The organism is Hyalangium minutum, assembly GCF_000737315.1.
Lineage (GTDB): Bacteria > Myxococcota > Myxococcia > Myxococcales > Myxococcaceae > Hyalangium > Hyalangium minutum.
This window is the reverse complement of sequence record NZ_JMCB01000002.1, coordinates 154,885-172,236: the sequence shown is the minus strand read 5'-3', so window position 1 is coordinate 172,236 and position 17,352 is coordinate 154,885. Positions and strand designations below refer to the sequence as shown.

Sequence of the window (17,352 nt, the reverse complement as noted above, 5' to 3'; positions counted from 1 at the left end):
CAAGGGAGACCCCCTCCATGCATCTGGTCCCGCGCGAGTTGGACAAGCTCACGCTGCACGCTGCCGGCTTCCTGGCGCAGAAGCGGCTGGCTCGAGGACTTCGGCTCAACTACCCCGAGGCCATCGCTCTCATCTCCACCCAACTGCTGGAGCTCATCCGGGATGGGCGCTCCGTCGCCGAGCTGATGGATGTGGGCCGGCGGATGCTGGGCCGGGCGCAGGTGCTGCCCGGCGTCCCGGAGCTGGTCGCCGAGGTGCAGGTGGAGGGCACGTTCCCGGACGGCACCAAGCTCGTCACCGTCCACCACCCCATCTCGCTCGAGCAGGGGGACCTGGCGCTGGCGCTCTACGGGAGCTTCCTGCCGGTGCCCGCGGCCTCGGTGTTCGCGGCAACCCCAGCGGCGGTTGAGCCCACTCCGGGCGAAGTGCTCACGAAGGCGGGAGAGATTGCCCTCAACCCGGGCCGCCCGCGCGTGACGCTCGCGGTGGAGAACAAGGGGGACCGCCCCATCCAGGTGGGCAGCCACTATCCCTTCGAGCACACCAACCGCGCGCTCGAGTTCGACCGGGCCCAGGCCACGGGGATGCGGCTGGACATCCCCTCGGGCACGGCGGTGCGCTTCGAGCCCGGGGACCGGAAGACGGTGACGCTCGTTCCCGTTGCTCCCACGCAGCAGGCAGGAGGCACGCCGTGAGCCGCACGATTGATCGCCGCCACTATGCGGACATGTACGGCCCCACCACGGGGGACCGGGTGCGGCTGGGCGACACGGGCCTCATCGCCGAGGTGGAGCGGGACTTCACCTCCTATGGAGACGAGTGCAAGTTCGGCGGCGGCAAGGTGCTGCGCGACCGGCAGGGGCAGATGGAGGGCATCGGGGACGCCGAGGCGCTCGACTGCGTCATCACCAACGCGCTCATCATCGACTACACGGGCATCTACAAGGCGGACATCGGCATCAAGGGTGGCCGCATCGTGGGAATCGGCAAGGCGGGCAACCCGCGGATCATGCCGGGCGTCACGAAGGGGATGCTCGTGGGCGTCACCACCGAGGTGATTGCCGCCGAGGGGCACATCGTCACGGCGGGCGGCATCGACACGCACATTCACTACATCTGTCCGCAGCAGGCCTTCGAGGCCATTGCCTCGGGCGTCACCACCTTCCTGGGTGGAGGCACCGGGCCCGCCACGGGCACCAACGCCACCACGTGCACGCCGGGCGCGCGGCACATCGAGCTGATGCTGCAGGCCACGGACGCACTGCCGCTCAACATCGGGCTGACGGGCAAGGGGAACACGTCGGACCCGGCGGGACTGGTGGATCAGATCCGCGCGGGAGCGGCGGGGCTCAAGCTGCACGAGGACTGGGGCACCACGCCGCCGGCCATCGACTGCTGCCTGGGCGTTGCAGAGGCCGAGGACATCCAGGTCACCATCCACACGGACACGCTGAACGAGTCGGGCTTCGTGGATGACTCCATTGCCGCGTTCAAGGGGCGGACGATCCACACGTACCACTCGGAGGGCGCGGGCGGAGGGCACGCGCCGGACATCATCCGCGTGTGCGGCGAACCGAACGTCATCCCCAGCTCGACGAACCCGACGCGCCCGTACACGGTGAACACGCTGGACGAGCACCTCGACATGCTCATGGTCTGCCACCACCTGGACCGGGGCATTCCCGAGGACGTGGCGTTCGCGGAGAGCCGCATCCGCGGGGAGACCATCGCGGCGGAGGACATCCTCCACGACCTGGGGGCCATCAGCATCATCTCCAGCGACAGCCAGGCGATGGGGCGCGTGGGCGAGGTGCTCACCCGCACGTGGCAGACGGCGCACAAGATGAAGTCCCAGCGCGGGCGGCTGGCCGAGGAGCGCGGCGACAACGACAACCTCCGCATCCGCCGCTACGTGGCCAAGTACACGATCAACCCGGCCATCGCGCACGGCTTCAGCCACGAGGTGGGCTCGGTGGAGGTGGGCAAGCTGGCGGACCTGGTGCTCTGGCGCCCGGCGTTCTTCGGAGCGAAGCCGGAGCTGGTGGTGAAGGGCGGCTTCATCTCCTGGGCACAGATGGGAGACGCCAACGCCTCCATTCCCACACCGCAGCCGATGCAGATGCGGCCCATGTTCGGGGCCTTCGGGCGGGCCACGGGAGCGACGAGCCTGGCCTTCGTGTCGAGGCGCTCGCTGGAGGAGGGGCGCGTGAATGCGCTGGGGCTCCACAAGCACCTGAGCGCGGTGAAGCGCTGCCGGGGTATCGGCAAGCGGGACATGAAGCTGAATGACGCGCTGCCGCGCATCACGGTGGACCCGGAGACGTACGAGGTCCGCGCAGACGGCGAGCTGCTGCGGTGCGAGCCGGCCACCCACGTCCCCCTGGCCCGCCTCTACAGCCTGTTCTGAGCGCATGACGACCCGCTGGCGCGTGCTGCAGCTCGCTGACTCGGCCTTTCCGACCGGAGGCTTCTCGCACTCCGCCGGGCTGGAGGCGGCCGCGCAACAGGGCGAGGTGCCGGACGCGGCGGCCCTGCGCACCTTCATCGAGGGAGTGCTCTGGCAGGCCGGCCATGGGAGCCTGCCGTTTCTCCGCGCCGCCTACGGCCCAGACGCTGGCCCGGCCCGGCTGGACGCGTGGTGCGACGCGTTCCTCTCCAACCACGTGGCCAACCGAACCAGCCGGACGCAGGGGCGGACGCTGGTGGCCACCGCGGCGCGCATCTTCTCCGAGGCGGAGCTGCAACAGCTCCACGCCGCCATCCGCGCGCGGACCCTGAGGGCGCACTACGCGCCCATGTTCGGCATCACGCTGCGGACCCTTGCAGTGCCGCTCGACCAAGCGCAGGAGCTGTTCCTGCACCTGGCGCTGCGCGGGGTGGCCTCGGCCGCGGTGCGGCTGGGGCTGCTCGGTCCGCACGAGGCGCAGCGCCTCCATGACGAGCTGACGGGCGTTCTGGGCGCCGTGCTCGAACGCTGTGGGGCCCTGGGCCTGAACGAGCTGTCACAGCCTGCGCCGCTCGTGGATCTGCTCGGCGCCACCCACGATCGTCTCTATTCCCGTCTGTTCCTGTCCTGAGGAGCACCATGCACGACCACGATCACGACCACGACCATGACCACGGGCACAGCCACGACCATGACCACGGGCATACCCACGAGCACTGGTCGGGCCCTGGCCTGTTCCGGGAGCGCGAGCCGCGGCTCCCGCGCGACTACCATCAGCGCTCGTTCACGGTGGGCATCGGAGGGCCGGTGGGGAGCGGAAAGACAGCGCTGGTACTGGCGCTGTGCCGGCACCTCCGGGACAAGTACTCGCTGGGCGTCGTGACGAACGACATCTTCACGAAGGAGGACGCCGAGTTCCTCCACCGCAACAAGGCGCTGCCTTCCGAGCGGATCCGGGCGGTGGAGACGGGCGGCTGCCCTCACGCGGCGATCCGCGAGGACATCAGCCACAACCTCGACGCGCTCGAAGGGCTGATGCACGACGTGAAGCCGGAGCTGCTCATCGTCGAGAGCGGCGGAGACAACCTGGCGGCGCAGTACAGCCGGGAGCTGGTCGACTACACGATCTACGTCATCGACGTGGCAGGGGGAGACAAGGTGCCGCGCAAGGGCGGGCCGGGCATCACCCAGTCGGACCTGCTGGTCATCAACAAGAAGGACCTGGCACCGCACGTGGGAGCGGACCTGGGCGTGATGGACCGCGACTCACGCAAGATGCGGGGCGACGGCCCGTTCCTCTTCACGCAGGTGAACAAGGACATCGGCGTGCCCGAGATCGCCGAGCACATCCTCGCGGCGTGGCGCGAGGCGGTCGGCAAGGCGGCGTGAGCGCTCGCTCAGGCAGGGTCGCGCGCGGGAGGAAAGCGCGGGCGGCCCTCGAGATCTCTCGGCATCCCGTCCGGCGTGGGCTCGGGGCGGTACTGCTGCACCTGCCGCGCCATCCAGAAGGCCGCGGCCGACAGCACGCCCAAATCGTCCAGCCACCCCAGGATGGGGATGAAGTCCGGGATCGCGTCCACCGGAGACAGGAAGTAGACCACCGCCAGCAACCCCGCGAGCTTCTTCCACAGGGGGACTCGACCGTCGCTCAGGTACCGGACGAACCGGGACCCCATTCCACGAAGACCCGTGATGTTCATGTCTCCTCCTACGGATGAGCGGTCAGATTCATTGCACCTCGTCCGCCTCCGCCCGCCACCTCCCCGAGCAACCAAGCCCCCTGTTTGCATGTGAGCTTTGCAGCGCCCTTCCCTGCTCGCCACCTCCCTCCACCCACTGTCACCTCCTGCACGCTCCAGCGCGGACCTGCTGTCCTCTGGCTGTTCCTGCTGGAAGCTTTGAGGTTCGGATCCGCATGGCCGCGCCCAGCGCGCGGCGGGGAGAGATTCCGTGGCGCCCACCTCCAAGAAGCTCGCGCGCATGACGGCGGTGCATGGAGCCCGGAAGCTCACGCTCCACCACCTGAAGCGCGCCGCGGCCACCGTCGAGCGCCTCGACGACTCCCGTGACACCGAGGCCCTGCACGACCTGCGCGTCGAGCTGCGCCACGTGCGCACCTACCTCCGCACCTACCGCAAGCTCTTCGCTGGGGCCGTGTCTGCCAAGAGCATCGAGGCCCTGAGAGGCTTCGCCCACCTCACCAACCCCGCCCGAGATGCCGAGGTCCACGCTGCCTGGCTCACCCAGCAGTCCCGTGCCCGCCGCTCTCGCTCGGGCGCCGCCTCCCGCCTGCGCTCAAACCTCACCCAGCACCACGCCGAGCACCTCCAGGAGATCCGCGAGCGGTTTACCCAGGACTTCCCCCGCCTCGCCCACCGCCTGCGCCGGCAGGTGAAGCGCGCGAAGGCCCCCGGTAAGGGCCGCTTCGGGAAGTACACCGCCCAGAAGCTGCGGCGCCTGGGCCAGCGCCTGCGCCAGCGGCTGGACCGCATCCAGGGCCCCTCCGACGTCGAGCGCTGCCACGAGGCCCGCATCACCGCCAAGCGCGCGCGCTACCTGCTGGAGCCTTTCGAGGAACTGCACGGCGCCCCCAAGCTCCTCGAGCGCCTCAAGGCCCTCCAAGACACCCTGGGAGACATGCACGACCTCCACGTACTGACGGAGACGCTGCATGGCCGAAGCCCGGAGCTGAACTCGCTCGCCTCGAAGGCCGGCCGCCAGCTCTCCTCGCTCTACCGCCAGCTCCAGAGGCGAGGGTTCGGGAAGGCGGGAGCCCAACTCGACGAGGCCATCGCCGAGGGGGCCTCGACCCTGCGCAAGGCAGCGAAGCCGTAACGCCCGCGCTTCAGGAAGCCGCCAGCGCCTTGGGGCGCATGGACGCCAGCACCTGAGCGGGAATCGGCAGCCGCACCCGGAAGCACGTCCCCCGGCCCACGGTGCTCTCCACGGAGATCTCTCCGCCCATGCCCGTCACGATGCCATGGCAGATGGAGAGCCCCAGCCCCGTGCCCACACCCACCGGCTTCGTCGAGAAGAACGGATCGAAGATGAGCTTCAACAGATCCGCCGGAATCCCGTGCCCGGTGTCCTGGACTTCGATGACCACCCAGTGCCCCTCCTCGCGCAGGTGAACGTCCACCTGGTTCCGGTCCGGAGCCCCCGCCACGATGGCCTGGGAGGCGTTGATCAGCAGGTTGAGGAACACCTGCCCCAGCCGGGCCTCATTGCCTCGCACCGGGGGCACCTCTTCCAGGTTCCGGTTCAGCCGGGCCCGGTAGCGCAGCTCCGGCATCACCAGGCTCAGCGAGGACTCCAGGGCCCGCTTCACGTTCGCCAGCCCGTCCTCCGACTCCTGGCCGCGAGCGAACGTCTTCAAATCTCCGACCACATGCCGGATGCGGGTGGTGCCCTCCCGCGCCTCATCGAGCGCCTCCGCGCACTCCGCCAGCAGGCGATCCAGATAGGCCGCGTCGACCACCCCTTCCCCGCTGTTCAGCGCCTGCCGCACCGACGTCAGGCTCTCCGCGATGAAGTTGAGGTTCGAGGAGACGTAGCTCAGCGGGTTGTTCACCTCGTGGGCCACGCCCGCCGCCAGCGTGCCCAGGGACGCCAGCCGATCCGCCTGGATGAGCCGCTGCTCCATGGACTTCTGCTGGGTGATGTCGCGCACCAGGAAGGCCACCGTGGGCCGGTTCGGCACCAGCATGGACTCCGCGGCGAACCAGTGGTGCCCACCCACCACCTCCAGGCTGTACTCGAAGCGCACGGGCTGCTTCGTCTCAAGGGTCTGCTTCAGGCGCTCCATGAAGAACGCGCCGCCCTGGGGGCCGTGGACCTCCATCAAGGTGCGGCCCAGCGCCTGCTCGCGCGGCATGGACAGCAGCTCGTCCGACCGGGTCCAGATGCCGACGTAGCGCCCGTCCTGGTCGAACTCGAAGACGATGCCGTCCGTGAGCCCGAGCACGATGCGGAGACGCTCCTCCGCCACCTCGAGCTGGACGCCCAGTGAGTCATCCGAGATCCGCGGCTCCGAGACTGCCCCCTGGCTGATGGAATCTCCCATGGTGTTCCGGAGACCTCCTGGTCTCATTAGAACACCCAGGCCTGCCGAGGCACACGGGGGGATTGCCCTCACATGCCCCGCCAGGCTGGGAAAACCCGCAAATCAACTCTCTTCTGGAGTGTCCTCACCCGGCTCGGAGTTTCCGGAGTCCTCGGTGTCCGAAATCTCGGAGGAGTTCTCCGCTGCGGGAGCCTGCTCTTCGTCCGCGCTGGAGCCACCCGCGGAGCCGCCGCCCTCCGGCTCCTCGGCCTCGCTGCTGGACTCGGGCAGCTTGGAGATGCCCGTCACCTTCTCCGTACCGTTCTCCAGGGCGATGAGCCGCACGCCCTGCGTGTTGCGGCCGATGACGGAGATCTCCTTGGCCTTCATGCGGATGAGCATGCCGCCGTTGGTGACGAGCATCACCTCGTCGCCGTCCGTCACCTGCACCAGGCCCACCACCTTGCCGTTCCGCTCGGTGGTCTTGATGTCGATGATGCCCTTACCGCCGCGGCCCTGGATGCGGTACTCGGCCTCCTCGGTGCGCTTGCCGTAGCCGTTCTCCGTCACCGTAAGGATGGTGTTGCCCTTCTCCACCACGTCCGCGCCCACCACCTCGTCGCCCTCCTCCAGCGTGATGCCCTTCACGCCGTAGGCCTGGCGGCCCATGGAGCGCACCTCGTCCTCCGGGAAGCGGATGCTCATGCCCTGCGCGGTGGACAGGAGGATGTCCTTGCTGCCGTCGGTGATCTTCACCGCCACCAGCTCATCGCCCTCGTCGATGCCCAGCGCGATGATGCCGCTGATGCGCACGTTGGCGAACGCGCTCAAGTCCGTGCGCTTCACCACGCCGCGCTTGGTGACGAAGAAGACGTACCGGTTCTCCGGGAAGTCCTTCGTCACGAGCACCTGGGCCAGCTTCTCGCCCTCGCCGAACTGAATGAGGTTGATGATGGCCTTGCCGCGCGAGGTGCGGCTGGCCTGCGGAATCTGGTGCACCTTCAGCGAGTACAGCTTGCCCTTGGTGGTGATGGGCATGAGGAACGCGTGGGTGCTGGCCACGAACAGGTCCGTGACGAAATCGTCTTCCTTCGTCGCGGCGCCCGTCTTGCCCCGTCCGCCGCGCTTCTGGGCGCGGTACTCGCTCAGCGGCGAGCGCTTCACGTAGCCGGTATGGGACAGGGTGACGACCATGTCCTCCTCGGCGATGAGGTCCTCGCTCGTAATCTCGGAGACCTCGCCGGTGATTTCGGTGCGGCGCTTGTCGCTGTAGCGGGCGCGGATGTCGTGCAGCTCCGTCTTGATGACGTTGAGCAGGCTGCGCTCGTTGGCGAGGATGTCCCGCAGCCGGGCAATGTCGCGCACCAGGGCGAGCAGCTCCTTGAAGAGCTCTTCGCGCTGCATGCCGGTGAGGCGCTGCAGGCGCATCTCGAGGATGTTCTGCGCCTGGTCCTCGCTGAAGCCCGCGCCCGCGTACTTGTGCTCCAGGCCGCCGTAGTTGGGCTCCTCGGCCTTGGCGCGGCTGACCAGCAGCTCCATCTGTGCCGCCGCCTGCGCGTAGTCGATGCGCGGCAGGTTGCGGAAGCGCTCGTGCTCGTAGAGCGCCGGAGCCAGGATGTGCATCAGGCCCCAGCGCGCCTCGTCTGGATCCTTCGAGGCGCGGATGAGGCTGACCACCAGGTCGATGAGATCCTGCGCGACGAGCAAGCCTTCCACGATGTGGAGGCGGGCCAGCGCCTTCTTCAGCTCATAGCGGCTGCGGCGGGTGATGACGTCGCGGCGGTGGGCGATGAACCGGTCCAGCAGCTCCTTGAGTGTGAGCGTGCGCGGCTGGCCGCCGTCGATGGCCAGCATCACCGCGCCGAACGTCGTCTCCAGCGGGGTGGTGGCGTACAGGTTGTTGAGCACCACGCCCGAGATGGCATCGCGCTTGAGCTCCACGACGATGCGCATGCCCTGCCGGTCGCTCTCGTCGCGGATGTCGCTGATGCCCTCCAGCTTCTTCTCGCGCACCAGGTCGGCGATCTTCTCGATGAGCCGCGCCTTGTTCACCTGGTAGGGGATCTCCGTGATGATGATGGCCTCACGGTCGCCCTTCTTGCTCTCCTCGATCTCCGTCTTGCCACGCAGGGTGATCTGCCCGCGGCCCGTGGTGTAGGCGCGGAGGATGCCCTCGCGGCCGGTAATCATGCCGGCGGTGGGGAAGTCCGGGCCCGGGATGAACTTCATCAGGTCCTGGACGGTGGCGTCCGGGTTGTCGATGAGGTGCAGCGTGCCGTCGATCACCTCGCCCATGTTGTGGGGCGGGATGTTCGTCGTCATGCCCACGGCGATGCCGCTGCTGCCGTTGACCAGGAGGTTGGGGAACTTCGTGGGCATCACGAGCGGCTCGGTCAGCGAGTCGTCGTAGTTGGGCCCGAATCCGACCGTCTCCTTGTCGATGTCCGCCAGCAGCTCCTCGGCCAGGCGGTCCATGCGCACTTCCGTGTAACGCATGGCCGCGGGCGAGTCGCCGTCGACGCTGCCGAAGTTGCCCTGCCCGTCCACGAGCAGGTAGCGCAGGCTCCACTCCTGAGCCAGACGCACCATCGCGTCATAGACGGCGCTGTCACCGTGGGGGTGGTACTTACCAATCACGTCACCCACCACGCGGGCGGACTTCTTGTACGCGCGGTTGTGGGTGTTCCCCAGCTCGTGCATCGCGAAGAGGATGCGGCGGTGCACGGGCTTCAGTCCGTCACGCACATCGGGCAGGGCGCGCCCGATGATGACGGACATGGAGTAGTCGAGATACGAACGGCGCATCTCGTCTTCGATGTTGACGGGGATGAGCTCCCCAGCGCTGCCCGGAGGCGGAGGCGCGGGGGGCGTTGCCGGCTTGTCGGTGGTGTCGTCGGCCATGGAGATGGAGCGCTCTGGAGAGTGGGGGCGGGCCCGCCCGAAGGGGGCTATCCGCCCGGCGTTGGAGCGTTCGTAACCCTCGGATCTTCCTACGTCAACAGGGGAAACGAGGGGGTGTTGGCAGGGCTGCCCGGCCGGTGGTGGAGGAGGCTATGCCACACTCTTGGGACGCAGCGGGGCGGCAAGCCGCTCGGCCTCCGCGCCCACGGACCCTTCCGGGTCTTTTTCCTTCGCTTTTTCGAAGGCGGCCAGGGCGCCCTCCCGGTCTCCCTTGAGCTTCAGCGCCACGCCCACATTGAGGTGCGCGGAGGCATTGTCGCGGTCCATCGCGAGGGCCTCTCGGAACAGGGTGAGCGCTTGGTCCACGTCTCCGGACAAGAGCGCCTCCTTGCCCGCCTGGACCTTCTTCTCCGAGTCGTTGATGAACTCCACCGAGAGCACGCTCTTGCCCACCACGTTGGCGACGAGCATGCGGAGGATGCCGCCCCAGTAGAAGGTGAGGCCCTCGGCGGCGACGACGGCGGCCAGGGGCAGGTCCGGCAGGAGCTGCTTGCCGCGGAACTTGAAGCGCACCTTCGTGTAGCGGCCCTTGTTGGCCCAGTGGACCATCTCGCCCTGGAGCTTCTTGAGGCTCTCCTCGACGCGCTTGGGGTCGATCTCGAAGGGCAGCGCGCGGCCCTTGTCCACGGCGTCTCCCGCGGGCAGTGCCTTCCGCGCGGGGCGGAGGGGCTCGGGCTCCAGGATGGTCACCTCCGGAGCCTTGGGAGCCTTGGGAGCCTCGCGGGCCGGAGCGGGCTTCGCGGACGAGGCGCTCGGCTTCGGAGCCGCCGAGCGGGTGGGCTTCTTCTTCGCGGGGGCCTTGCTGCGGCTGCGGGGTGCGGTCTTCGCCATGGCCCTACTTTACGCGCTCCTCGGCCTTCTTGACACGCGCACGCAGCCGCTCCGCCTCCCGCCGCGCCTCCTCCAGCGACTGCTGCAGGGCCTGCTGCTCGCGCGCGTGCTGCGTCCGGAGCTTGTCCAGTTGCTCCCGCGTCTGGCGCAGTTCCTCCCGCACCTGGTTGAGCTTGTCGCTCAGCTCGCGCGCCTCGCTCATGACCAGAGCCCCTCCTCCACCGCCTGGAGCAGCACCTCGGCCAACAGCTCCTGGCCACGGCCCGGATCCACGAGCGGCATGACGAAGCGGGACTGCTGCACGAAGCGCTCGTCCCGCGCCACGTGAGGCGCGCGCTGGTGGAGCTCGGCCATCAGGCGCTGGAGGTTCTCGTGCACGGTGAAGGTGCGCAGCGCGCCCAGGCCCGTGAACTGGGTGGATTCGTTGAAGATGGCCCGGAAGCCCTTGCCCATCACCCAGAGGAAGTTCTCCACCGTCTGGCGCTTCTCCTCCACCTCTTTCGGCGTCCGGCGGTAGCGCTGCTGGTGGACTTCGTAGTCCACCTCCTGCTTCGTCTCGACGTGGGTGGTGGTCCTGCGCCCCCGCATCAACAGGCGCAGCTCCGCGTAGCGCACCGGGAAGCTCTCGCGGTTCGGGTTCTCCACCCGCAGGCCCTCCTCTTCGAGCGCGAACCGCTTCACACGCACCCACTTCCTCGGAAGGGCGGGTGACACCTCATGGATGACCGCGAGGAAGCCTTCCTCCCGGAGCGAGACACGGAGTTCCTCGGCCTGAGCGAGCGGCAACCGGGCCAGCGCCGCCGGGAGCGGCGATGCCAGGCGCAGCCGCACGTCGACGGGTGCCACGTTCAAGAGCCGGGCGAGCGTGGAGATGGCGAGAGGCGTGAGGCCTGTCTCGGGGCTCCGGGCGAGCGCCACGAGCGCGGTGGCCGAGCGCTCCACCGCTACGGGCTCGGGCTGATTCTCGTCCGAGGACGGCGAGGGCTCGTTCTCGAAGCGCTCCAAGGCCTCGAGGCGTCCTCTCAGCCCGCTTACCTCGTGCCGCGCCTGCTCCAGCTCTTGCTGCAGAAACTGCCGCTCCCGAGCTTGGTGCGCCCGCAGCTTCTCCAGGTGATCCCTCGTGCGGCGAAGCTCTGCCTGAGTCTCCTCGAGCCTGGCTCGCAACTCGCGGGTCTCACTCATCCTGCATGCAGCCTATCGCGCCCGGGGCTATCACGCTCTATGTAGCACCAAGAGGCGCTACACTCGCTGTGTCCTCGCAGTCATGCCCCCGAAGCAGGCGCTCATGCAGGAAAAGAAGTTTGCAGACATCTCGACGGCCGCCACGCCCACCCGCTCTTCGGAGCAGGTGTCGCGTCCCGTGCCAGCTCTGACCATCGTCTCCCACCCGACGCCCCACCGCGCGGGAGAGCGGCTGCTCCTGGGCTCCCTGAGTTCGGGGGGCAGCGTGTCCGTATCGCGCGTGGGGCCGGACTTCGTCCGCCCGGGTGGGCCCCTGGGCATGCCCCTGGCGGACACCTTCCTCAGCCGCAAGCCCCTCGTGTTCGAGCGCACGGAGACCGGAGGGATTCGGCTGCGCGTGGAGGAGGGCGGCACGCAGGTGCGCGTGGTGCATGAGCCGCTCGTCGGCGCCCGGGAGTTCAGTGCCGAGGAGCTGGCCGCCGGCATTCCGCTCGTGCTGGCCGAGCGCATCGTGCTGCTGCTCCACCTGGCGCCCTCCATCGAGCCAGACATTCCGGACGATCTGGGCATGGTGGGCAACAGCGCCAGCACCCGCCGGGTGCGCGAGGACAGCACCCGCGTGGCGGATCTCAAGGTGCCCGTCCTCATCCGAGGAGAGACTGGCTCGGGCAAGGAGCTGGTGGCGCGCGCCATCCACATGCGCAGCCCCCGGCGCGCGGGGCCCTTCATCAGCGTCAACCTGGGCGCGCTGCCCAAGGAGCTGGCCGCAGCCGAGCTCTTCGGCGCACGAAAGGGCGCCTATACCGGCTCCACCCAGGATCGCGAGGGCTTCTTCCGCGCAGCCCACGGAGGCACCCTCTTCCTGGATGAGGTGGGCGAGGCCCCGCCCGAGGTCCAGGTGCTGCTGCTGCGCGTGCTGGAGACGGGCGAGGTCTACCCGGTGGGCGGCCACGCGCCCGTGTCCGTGGACGTGCGGCTGATCACCGCCACGGATGCCGACCTGGAGGACCGCATCCGGCAGGATCTCTTCAAGGCCCCGCTGCTGCACCGGCTGGCCGGCTACGAAATCCAAGTGCCTCCGCTGAGGGACCGCCGGGACGACATCGGCGTGCTCTTCCACCACTTCGCGCGAGAGGAACTGGCGGCACTGGGCGAGGCCCACCGCTTGGACTCCGCCTCGCAGAGCGAGCCGTGGCTGCCTCCCGCGCTGGCGGTGCGAATGGTGCGCTTCTCCTGGCCCGGCAACGTCCGCCAGCTGCGCAACCTCACGCGGCAGATCGTCATCGGAAGCCGGGGGCTCCCGGGGCTGCAGGCCACCCCGCGCATCGAGCAGGAGCTGGATGCCGCTGCCTCGCCCATCCCGAAGCGCTCCATTCCCTTGGCCTCCCCGGCACCGCAGAGGCCGGCCGCTGCGCAGGAGCCCGCTCCCTCCCGGCGCAAGCCGTCCGATGTGACGGACACGGAGCTGCTGGAGGCCCTGCGAGGTACCGCGTGGGACATCAAGGCCGCCGCCGAGCGGCTGGGCATCACCCGCCCCTCGCTCTACATGCTGATCGACCGGAGCCCCAGCCTGCGGACTGTGGGAGACCTGAGCACCGAGGAGATCACCCGCTGCTTCCGCGAGTGCAAAGGAGACCTGGACGCCATGGTGCAGCGGCTCGAGGTCTCCAAGCGCGGTCTCCAGCGCCGCATCCGGGAGCTGGGGCTCACCGAGTCCTGAGCGGGTGACAGATCAGCGCGGCCCACTGACACGTCGGCGCTGCGGCTTGACACGCCACCTGCGCGCCTTCGATGTTTCGCGCGTGCGACATCCTTCTCTGGCACAGGCAGTGCAACGATACTACCTGCGTCTCGCGAATGAGACTTGCACCCCATCAGCTCGGAACGAGCAGAGGTCCTTGTATGACCACCCAACACGTCAAGATCAAATCCAGCGGCATTGGCTATGTCCCTGATCCTCCCGTCGTGAAGCCGGGGTACGAGGTCACCTTCGAGATGGATGGCCGGACGGATAAGGTCAACGTGGACTTCGACTCGAACTCTCCCTTCGTCGGCCAGACCAGTTTGTTCGTCTTGGACGGCTCCGACCCGGACAAGTCTTCGAAGACCTACTACGTCGCCGAGTGGGCCGACGGGCATTATCCCTTCGACGTCACAGAGCTGGTGAGCACGAATCCCGAGCCCCCCACCGCGACGGCCGGGGACCTGGAGGTGACGCGAGACCCGCCCAAGCCCAAGGGGAAGTAAGCCGTCCCGGCGGCTAGGGCGTGAGACCTCGTGAGACGAGGCTCTGGCCCCACTCGCTCACGAGGTGGGGATTGCTGGCGAGCGCCTGTTCCAGCTCCTTCCGGGCCTCGCTCTTCCAGGCCTGCTGCTGCGGAGGCTCCACCGAGGTCTCCGCCAGCGCCAGAAGCAGGCGGGCCCGGACAGCTCGGGCGTGGGCCCACTTGGGACGGGAAGCCAGCGACTCGTCGATCCAGGCCAGCCCCTGCCTCAGCACCGGGGTGGGATCGCTCCCCGTGGCCGCCAGCCATTTCCCCCACTCGCGGTGGAGCATGGCCGCGGAGAGGCGGTACTCCTGCCATTCGGGATCCGCGCCAATGGCCTGCTGGAGGGCGGTGGCGGCGGCTTCGAAGTCCCCCTGGCGCCCTTGGCCCTGGCGCGCCAGCCAGCGCGCACGGATTCCGAGTGTCTCGCCCTGGTAGCGCAGGGCGTTCGCCATGCGCGGGTTGATGCTGAGCGCCTGGCGCAGCGCCTCCGTGGCCCGATCGAGCTCGGGCCCAGGGTCTCTGCCTTGCTCCAGCGCCCAGAGGGCCAGGGAGACACGGACCTTGGCCATGTTGGTCCAGGACTGCGCGTTGCGAGGAGCCCGGTCGAGGGCCTGTTGGTAGGCCTCGAGGGCCGCGCGGCCACTGGGGAGGGGATCCTGCTTCGCGCGGAGCTGGAACAACGCCCGCCACGCATGCACCTCGCCCAATCCGTTGTACGCGAAGGCCTGCTGAGGGGCCACGGTGCGGGCTTGCTCGAAGGCGGGCTGGGCCTGATCGAGCCACAGGGAGGCGTCACCGCCCTCTTCCCACGTCAGCTCCGCCCTCCACAGCAGCGCTCCGCCCAGGAGGTTGTGGAACTGAGGCAGCTTGCTGTTGATGGCCAGCCCCTTGCGGTACTGCGCCAGGGCCTGCTCCAGCTCCGGCTCCACTCCGCGGCCACGGTTGTACTTCCGGCGGGCCCGCCACTCCTGCACCTGCCCTCCATAGAAGTAGTGGACGTAGTTGCCCGGGTCGATGCTCTGCGCACGCTCGAGCGCGGTCCAGGCCTGCTCCAGGTCGCCATCGGCATCACGGGGGTGCGGGCTCGTGCCCCGCTTGAAGTAGGCGGTACCCAGGCTGCTCCAGGTCTCTGCCTGGCTCGCATCCAGCTGGAGGGCCGCACGGTATGCGTCGATGGCCTGTCCGCGGTGCTCGAGGGAGTCCTTGCCGGATTGCTCCTCGGCGTCGGCCCACACCTTGAAGATGTTCCCCATCTCGCTGTGGAACGAGGAGTTCCGCTCTTCCGGGCGGATGCGCTCGAGGGCTGCGGCGGCCTCGCGCAGCTGCTCGGACGGATCCTCGCCCCGGCTCTGGCGGTAGAGCGCCCAGCGGCGGAAGACGAAAGCCAGCTCGGTGTGGACCTGCGGTTGGCTGGGCGCGAGCGCCGCGGCGGTGCGTGAGGCGGCGAGGGCCTTCTCCAGCAGCGGCAACACCTCGGCGCCTTGCTGCGTCAGCTGATCCACCATCCGGCGGTGGAGGCGGGACTCCAGCAGCCGGGCTTTGAAGTGATCCGGTATGACGGTGAGCGCGCGGGAGAGCGCTTCCAGGCCCTTCTCATAATGAGGCCGCACCTCGCCCTGGCCGTAGAGCTCCAGGGTCAGCGCGGTGAGCTGCAGCCGCGCCATGGCGTGGTAGACGGCGAACTCGCTCTCGCCGATGTCGGCGGCAAGGGCCTGGGCCTGCCCGGCCGTCTCCAGATCAGACAGCGCTCCGGCGCGGTCACCCTGGTACAACCTGCGGCTGGCACGGGCCTGGAGGATGTCCCCACGGAGCAGGGGCGCTTCGTAGAACCAGGGGTTGAGGGTGCCCATCTTCTCCAGGTGCGTCAGGGCGTCCTCGTAGCGGCCCTCGTAGAAGGCCATGAGCGCCGTGACGTACTCGGTGGAGGGAACCTCCGCGCCACCGCTCTGCACGCTCTGCTTCAAGTAGCCGAGGGCGGGATCGCGGTAGCGCTGCTCGAGCTCGCGGCGGCGGGCCTCGCGCTGCGGGGCACTGCGCAGGCGCTCCACCTCCAGGAGCTGCTCCTGGTAGAGCTGCCCAAGCGCCAGCGCCAGGGCATAGGCCACGCGCGCCTCGCGGAAGCCACTCTGCCATGCGGCCTCGAGCTGGGTGCGCGCCCCCTCGGCATCCCCGAGCGCGAAGAGTGCACGGCCCACGGCGTAGTCGCCGGGCCCCTCGGCCTGAGCGCCGCCCGCGTGGACCTCGGCCTCCAGTTCCTCCATCTGCTGGCGGATGGCCTGACGGTCGGCGGTGGTGTCGTGCAGCGGCGCCATGGAGGAGTAGCGGGACATGGCCTCGATGCGCTCCACCCTCTCGGTGAAGCTGCGGGAGAGGCGCTCACGCTCCACCACCTCGCGGCGGGCCAGGGCGGCCTGTCCCACGGCGACGCCCAGCACCAGCGTGGCCGCGGTGCCGACAGCCACCAGGACGCGGTGCTTGCGGACCTTCTTGCGCAGCCGGTACAGCGGCCCCGCGGAACTCGCCAGGACGGGCTCGCCTGAGAGGAACCGCTCCAAGTCCTCGGCCAGGGCGCGCGCCGAGTCGTACCGCGCCGCGCGGTCCTTCTCGAGGCACTTGAGGACGATGGCCTCCAGGTCGACCGGCAGATCCGGCACGAGCGTGCGCGGAGACGGCGGCTCCTCGGTCTGGATCCGGCTCACGATCTCCAGGGCGTTGAGGCCAGCGAAGGGAGGCTGGCCCGTGAGCACTTGGTAGAGTGTGGCGCCCAGGCTGTAGACGTCCACGCGCCGGTCCAGCTGGGACACCTCGCCCCGGGCCTGCTCGGGCGCCATGTAGTGGGGAGTGCCCAGCACCGAGCCCGTGGCGGTGTTCTCGCCCTGCCAGTCCCGCGCGAGGCCGAAGTCCATGACGTAGGGCTTGAGGCCTCCGTCCTCGGTGCGCTCTACCAGGACGTTGGAGGGCTTCAGGTCGCGGTGAATCAGCCCCGCACGGTGAGCGGCGTGCACACCCTCGCAGACATCGCGCATCACGAGGATCTTCTGCTCCAGCGTGAGCTCGGGCGCGAGCTGGCCGAGCGAGCGCCCCTCCACGTACTGCATGGCGATGTACGCGCGGCTCTGAGCCTCGCCGACCTCGTACATCTCACAGACGCGCTGGTGCTGGACGCGGGCCTGGGCGCGGGCCTCGGAGAGGAAGCGCTGGGCGAGCTCGGGGCTGCCCTCGCGCACGAACTTGATGGCCACGTTGCGGCGCAGGCGCGGGTCGTACGCGAGGAACACCTGGCCCATGCCGCCCTGCCCCAGGAAGCGCACGGGCTGGTAGCGGTCCCAGTTCCGCAGGGGGAAGACGGGCTCGGAGGAGGAGTCCGCCTGGGAAGCAGCTCCGGGCTTCTGGGTGGCGGGCTCCTGCGGCTGGCCCGCAACGGCGGGTGGGGCCTGGCGGTGGAGCTCGCCTCGCAGGGAGGAGAGCGTCTCGGGGGAGAGCTGGCCGCGCTCCATCAACAGGTCCAGAGGGCTCCGGCCCAGGCGAACCACCTCCGCGCGCAGGGGCTCGACCTGATCCCGGGACAGCACTCCCTCCACCAGGGCGAGGTGCAGCTCGTCCTCGTACTCCGGATGCAT

At 69.0% G+C, this 17,352-nt stretch carries 14 protein-coding genes; 7 read left to right on the top strand and 7 right to left on the bottom strand.

All coding sequences use genetic code 11. The annotated features are described in order from the left end of the window. Nucleotides 1-17: 17 nt before the first annotated feature. Genes DB31_RS04460 through ureG form a run of 4 tightly spaced genes read left to right on the top strand, consistent with a single transcriptional unit; the run spans nucleotide 18 to nucleotide 3,835 of the window. Nucleotides 18-695 carry an urease subunit gamma gene (locus DB31_RS04460; RefSeq protein ID WP_044182751.1) on the top strand — a complete coding sequence of 226 codons (678 nt, stop codon included), beginning with the start codon at nucleotides 18-20 and terminating at the stop codon, nucleotides 693-695. Then, nucleotides 692-2,407 (top strand): urease subunit alpha, encoded by a 1,716-nt coding sequence (gene ureC / locus DB31_RS04455; RefSeq protein WP_044182747.1) that lies wholly within the window; start codon nucleotides 692-694, stop codon nucleotides 2,405-2,407. Before DB31_RS04460 ends, ureC begins: the two co-directional genes overlap by 4 nt. Before the next feature lie 4 nt (nucleotides 2,408-2,411). Continuing rightward, a complete protein-coding gene (locus DB31_RS04450; RefSeq protein WP_044182744.1) occupies nucleotides 2,412-3,077 on the top strand; it encodes an urease accessory protein UreF in 666 nt (221 codons plus the stop codon). A gap of 8 nt (nucleotides 3,078-3,085) precedes the next feature. Continuing rightward, nucleotides 3,086-3,835 carry an urease accessory protein UreG gene (ureG, locus tag DB31_RS04445; protein WP_044182740.1) on the top strand — a complete coding sequence of 250 codons (750 nt, stop codon included), beginning with the start codon at nucleotides 3,086-3,088 and terminating at the stop codon, nucleotides 3,833-3,835. Nucleotides 3,836-3,843: 8 nt separating this feature from the next. Here ureG and DB31_RS04440 read toward each other — a convergent pair whose 3' ends face one another. Continuing rightward, nucleotides 3,844-4,146, bottom strand: a complete 303-nt coding sequence (locus tag DB31_RS04440; protein WP_044182737.1) for a YkvA family protein — start codon at nucleotides 4,144-4,146, stop codon at nucleotides 3,844-3,846. A 250-nt stretch (nucleotides 4,147-4,396) separates the two neighbouring features. Between DB31_RS04440 and DB31_RS04435 the strand changes: the two genes are divergently transcribed. Further along, on the top strand, nucleotides 4,397-5,281 hold the full coding sequence (locus DB31_RS04435) for a CHAD domain-containing protein (protein ID WP_044182732.1): 885 nt from the start codon (nucleotides 4,397-4,399) through the stop codon (nucleotides 5,279-5,281). 10 nt (nucleotides 5,282-5,291) lie between these two features. On the opposite strand, the gene DB31_RS04430 is transcribed toward DB31_RS04435, so the two are convergent. The 5 genes from DB31_RS04430 to DB31_RS04410 form a co-directional block, all read right to left on the bottom strand. Further along, nucleotides 5,292-6,509: a sensor histidine kinase gene (locus DB31_RS04430; protein ID WP_044182729.1), complete on the bottom strand. Its 1,218-nt coding sequence runs from the start codon at nucleotides 6,507-6,509 to the stop codon at nucleotides 5,292-5,294. Nucleotides 6,510-6,611: 102 nt separating this feature from the next. Beyond that, the gene (gene gyrA, locus DB31_RS04425; protein WP_044182726.1) at nucleotides 6,612-9,389 is read right to left on the bottom strand and encodes a DNA gyrase subunit A; all 2,778 of its coding nucleotides are present in this window, start codon (nucleotides 9,387-9,389) and stop codon (nucleotides 6,612-6,614) included. A gap of 150 nt (nucleotides 9,390-9,539) precedes the next feature. Next, nucleotides 9,540-10,280: a tetratricopeptide repeat protein gene (locus DB31_RS04420; RefSeq protein ID WP_044182722.1), complete on the bottom strand. Its 741-nt coding sequence runs from the start codon at nucleotides 10,278-10,280 to the stop codon at nucleotides 9,540-9,542. A gap of 4 nt (nucleotides 10,281-10,284) precedes the next feature. Next, on the bottom strand, nucleotides 10,285-10,482 hold the full coding sequence (locus DB31_RS04415) for a hypothetical protein (protein ID WP_044182719.1): 198 nt from the start codon (nucleotides 10,480-10,482) through the stop codon (nucleotides 10,285-10,287). Next, nucleotides 10,479-11,462 carry a coiled-coil domain-containing protein gene (locus DB31_RS04410; protein ID WP_044182716.1) on the bottom strand — a complete coding sequence of 328 codons (984 nt, stop codon included), beginning with the start codon at nucleotides 11,460-11,462 and terminating at the stop codon, nucleotides 10,479-10,481. The genes DB31_RS04415 and DB31_RS04410 overlap by 4 nt, the downstream gene beginning before the upstream one ends. A gap of 103 nt (nucleotides 11,463-11,565) precedes the next feature. Here DB31_RS04410 and DB31_RS04405 point away from each other — a divergent pair, with 103 nt between their 5' ends. Both DB31_RS04405 and DB31_RS04400 read left to right on the top strand, forming a co-directional pair. Next, on the top strand, nucleotides 11,566-13,182 hold the full coding sequence (locus DB31_RS04405; RefSeq protein WP_044183859.1) for a sigma 54-interacting transcriptional regulator: 1,617 nt from the start codon (nucleotides 11,566-11,568) through the stop codon (nucleotides 13,180-13,182). Nucleotides 13,183-13,364: 182 nt separating this feature from the next. Continuing rightward, the gene (locus DB31_RS04400; RefSeq protein ID WP_044182700.1) at nucleotides 13,365-13,709 is read left to right on the top strand and encodes a hypothetical protein; all 345 of its coding nucleotides are present in this window, start codon (nucleotides 13,365-13,367) and stop codon (nucleotides 13,707-13,709) included. A 13-nt stretch (nucleotides 13,710-13,722) separates the two neighbouring features. Here DB31_RS04400 and DB31_RS04395 read toward each other — a convergent pair whose 3' ends face one another. Then, on the bottom strand, nucleotides 13,723-17,352 hold the full coding sequence (locus tag DB31_RS04395; RefSeq protein WP_044182697.1) for a serine/threonine-protein kinase: 3,630 nt from the start codon (nucleotides 17,350-17,352) through the stop codon (nucleotides 13,723-13,725).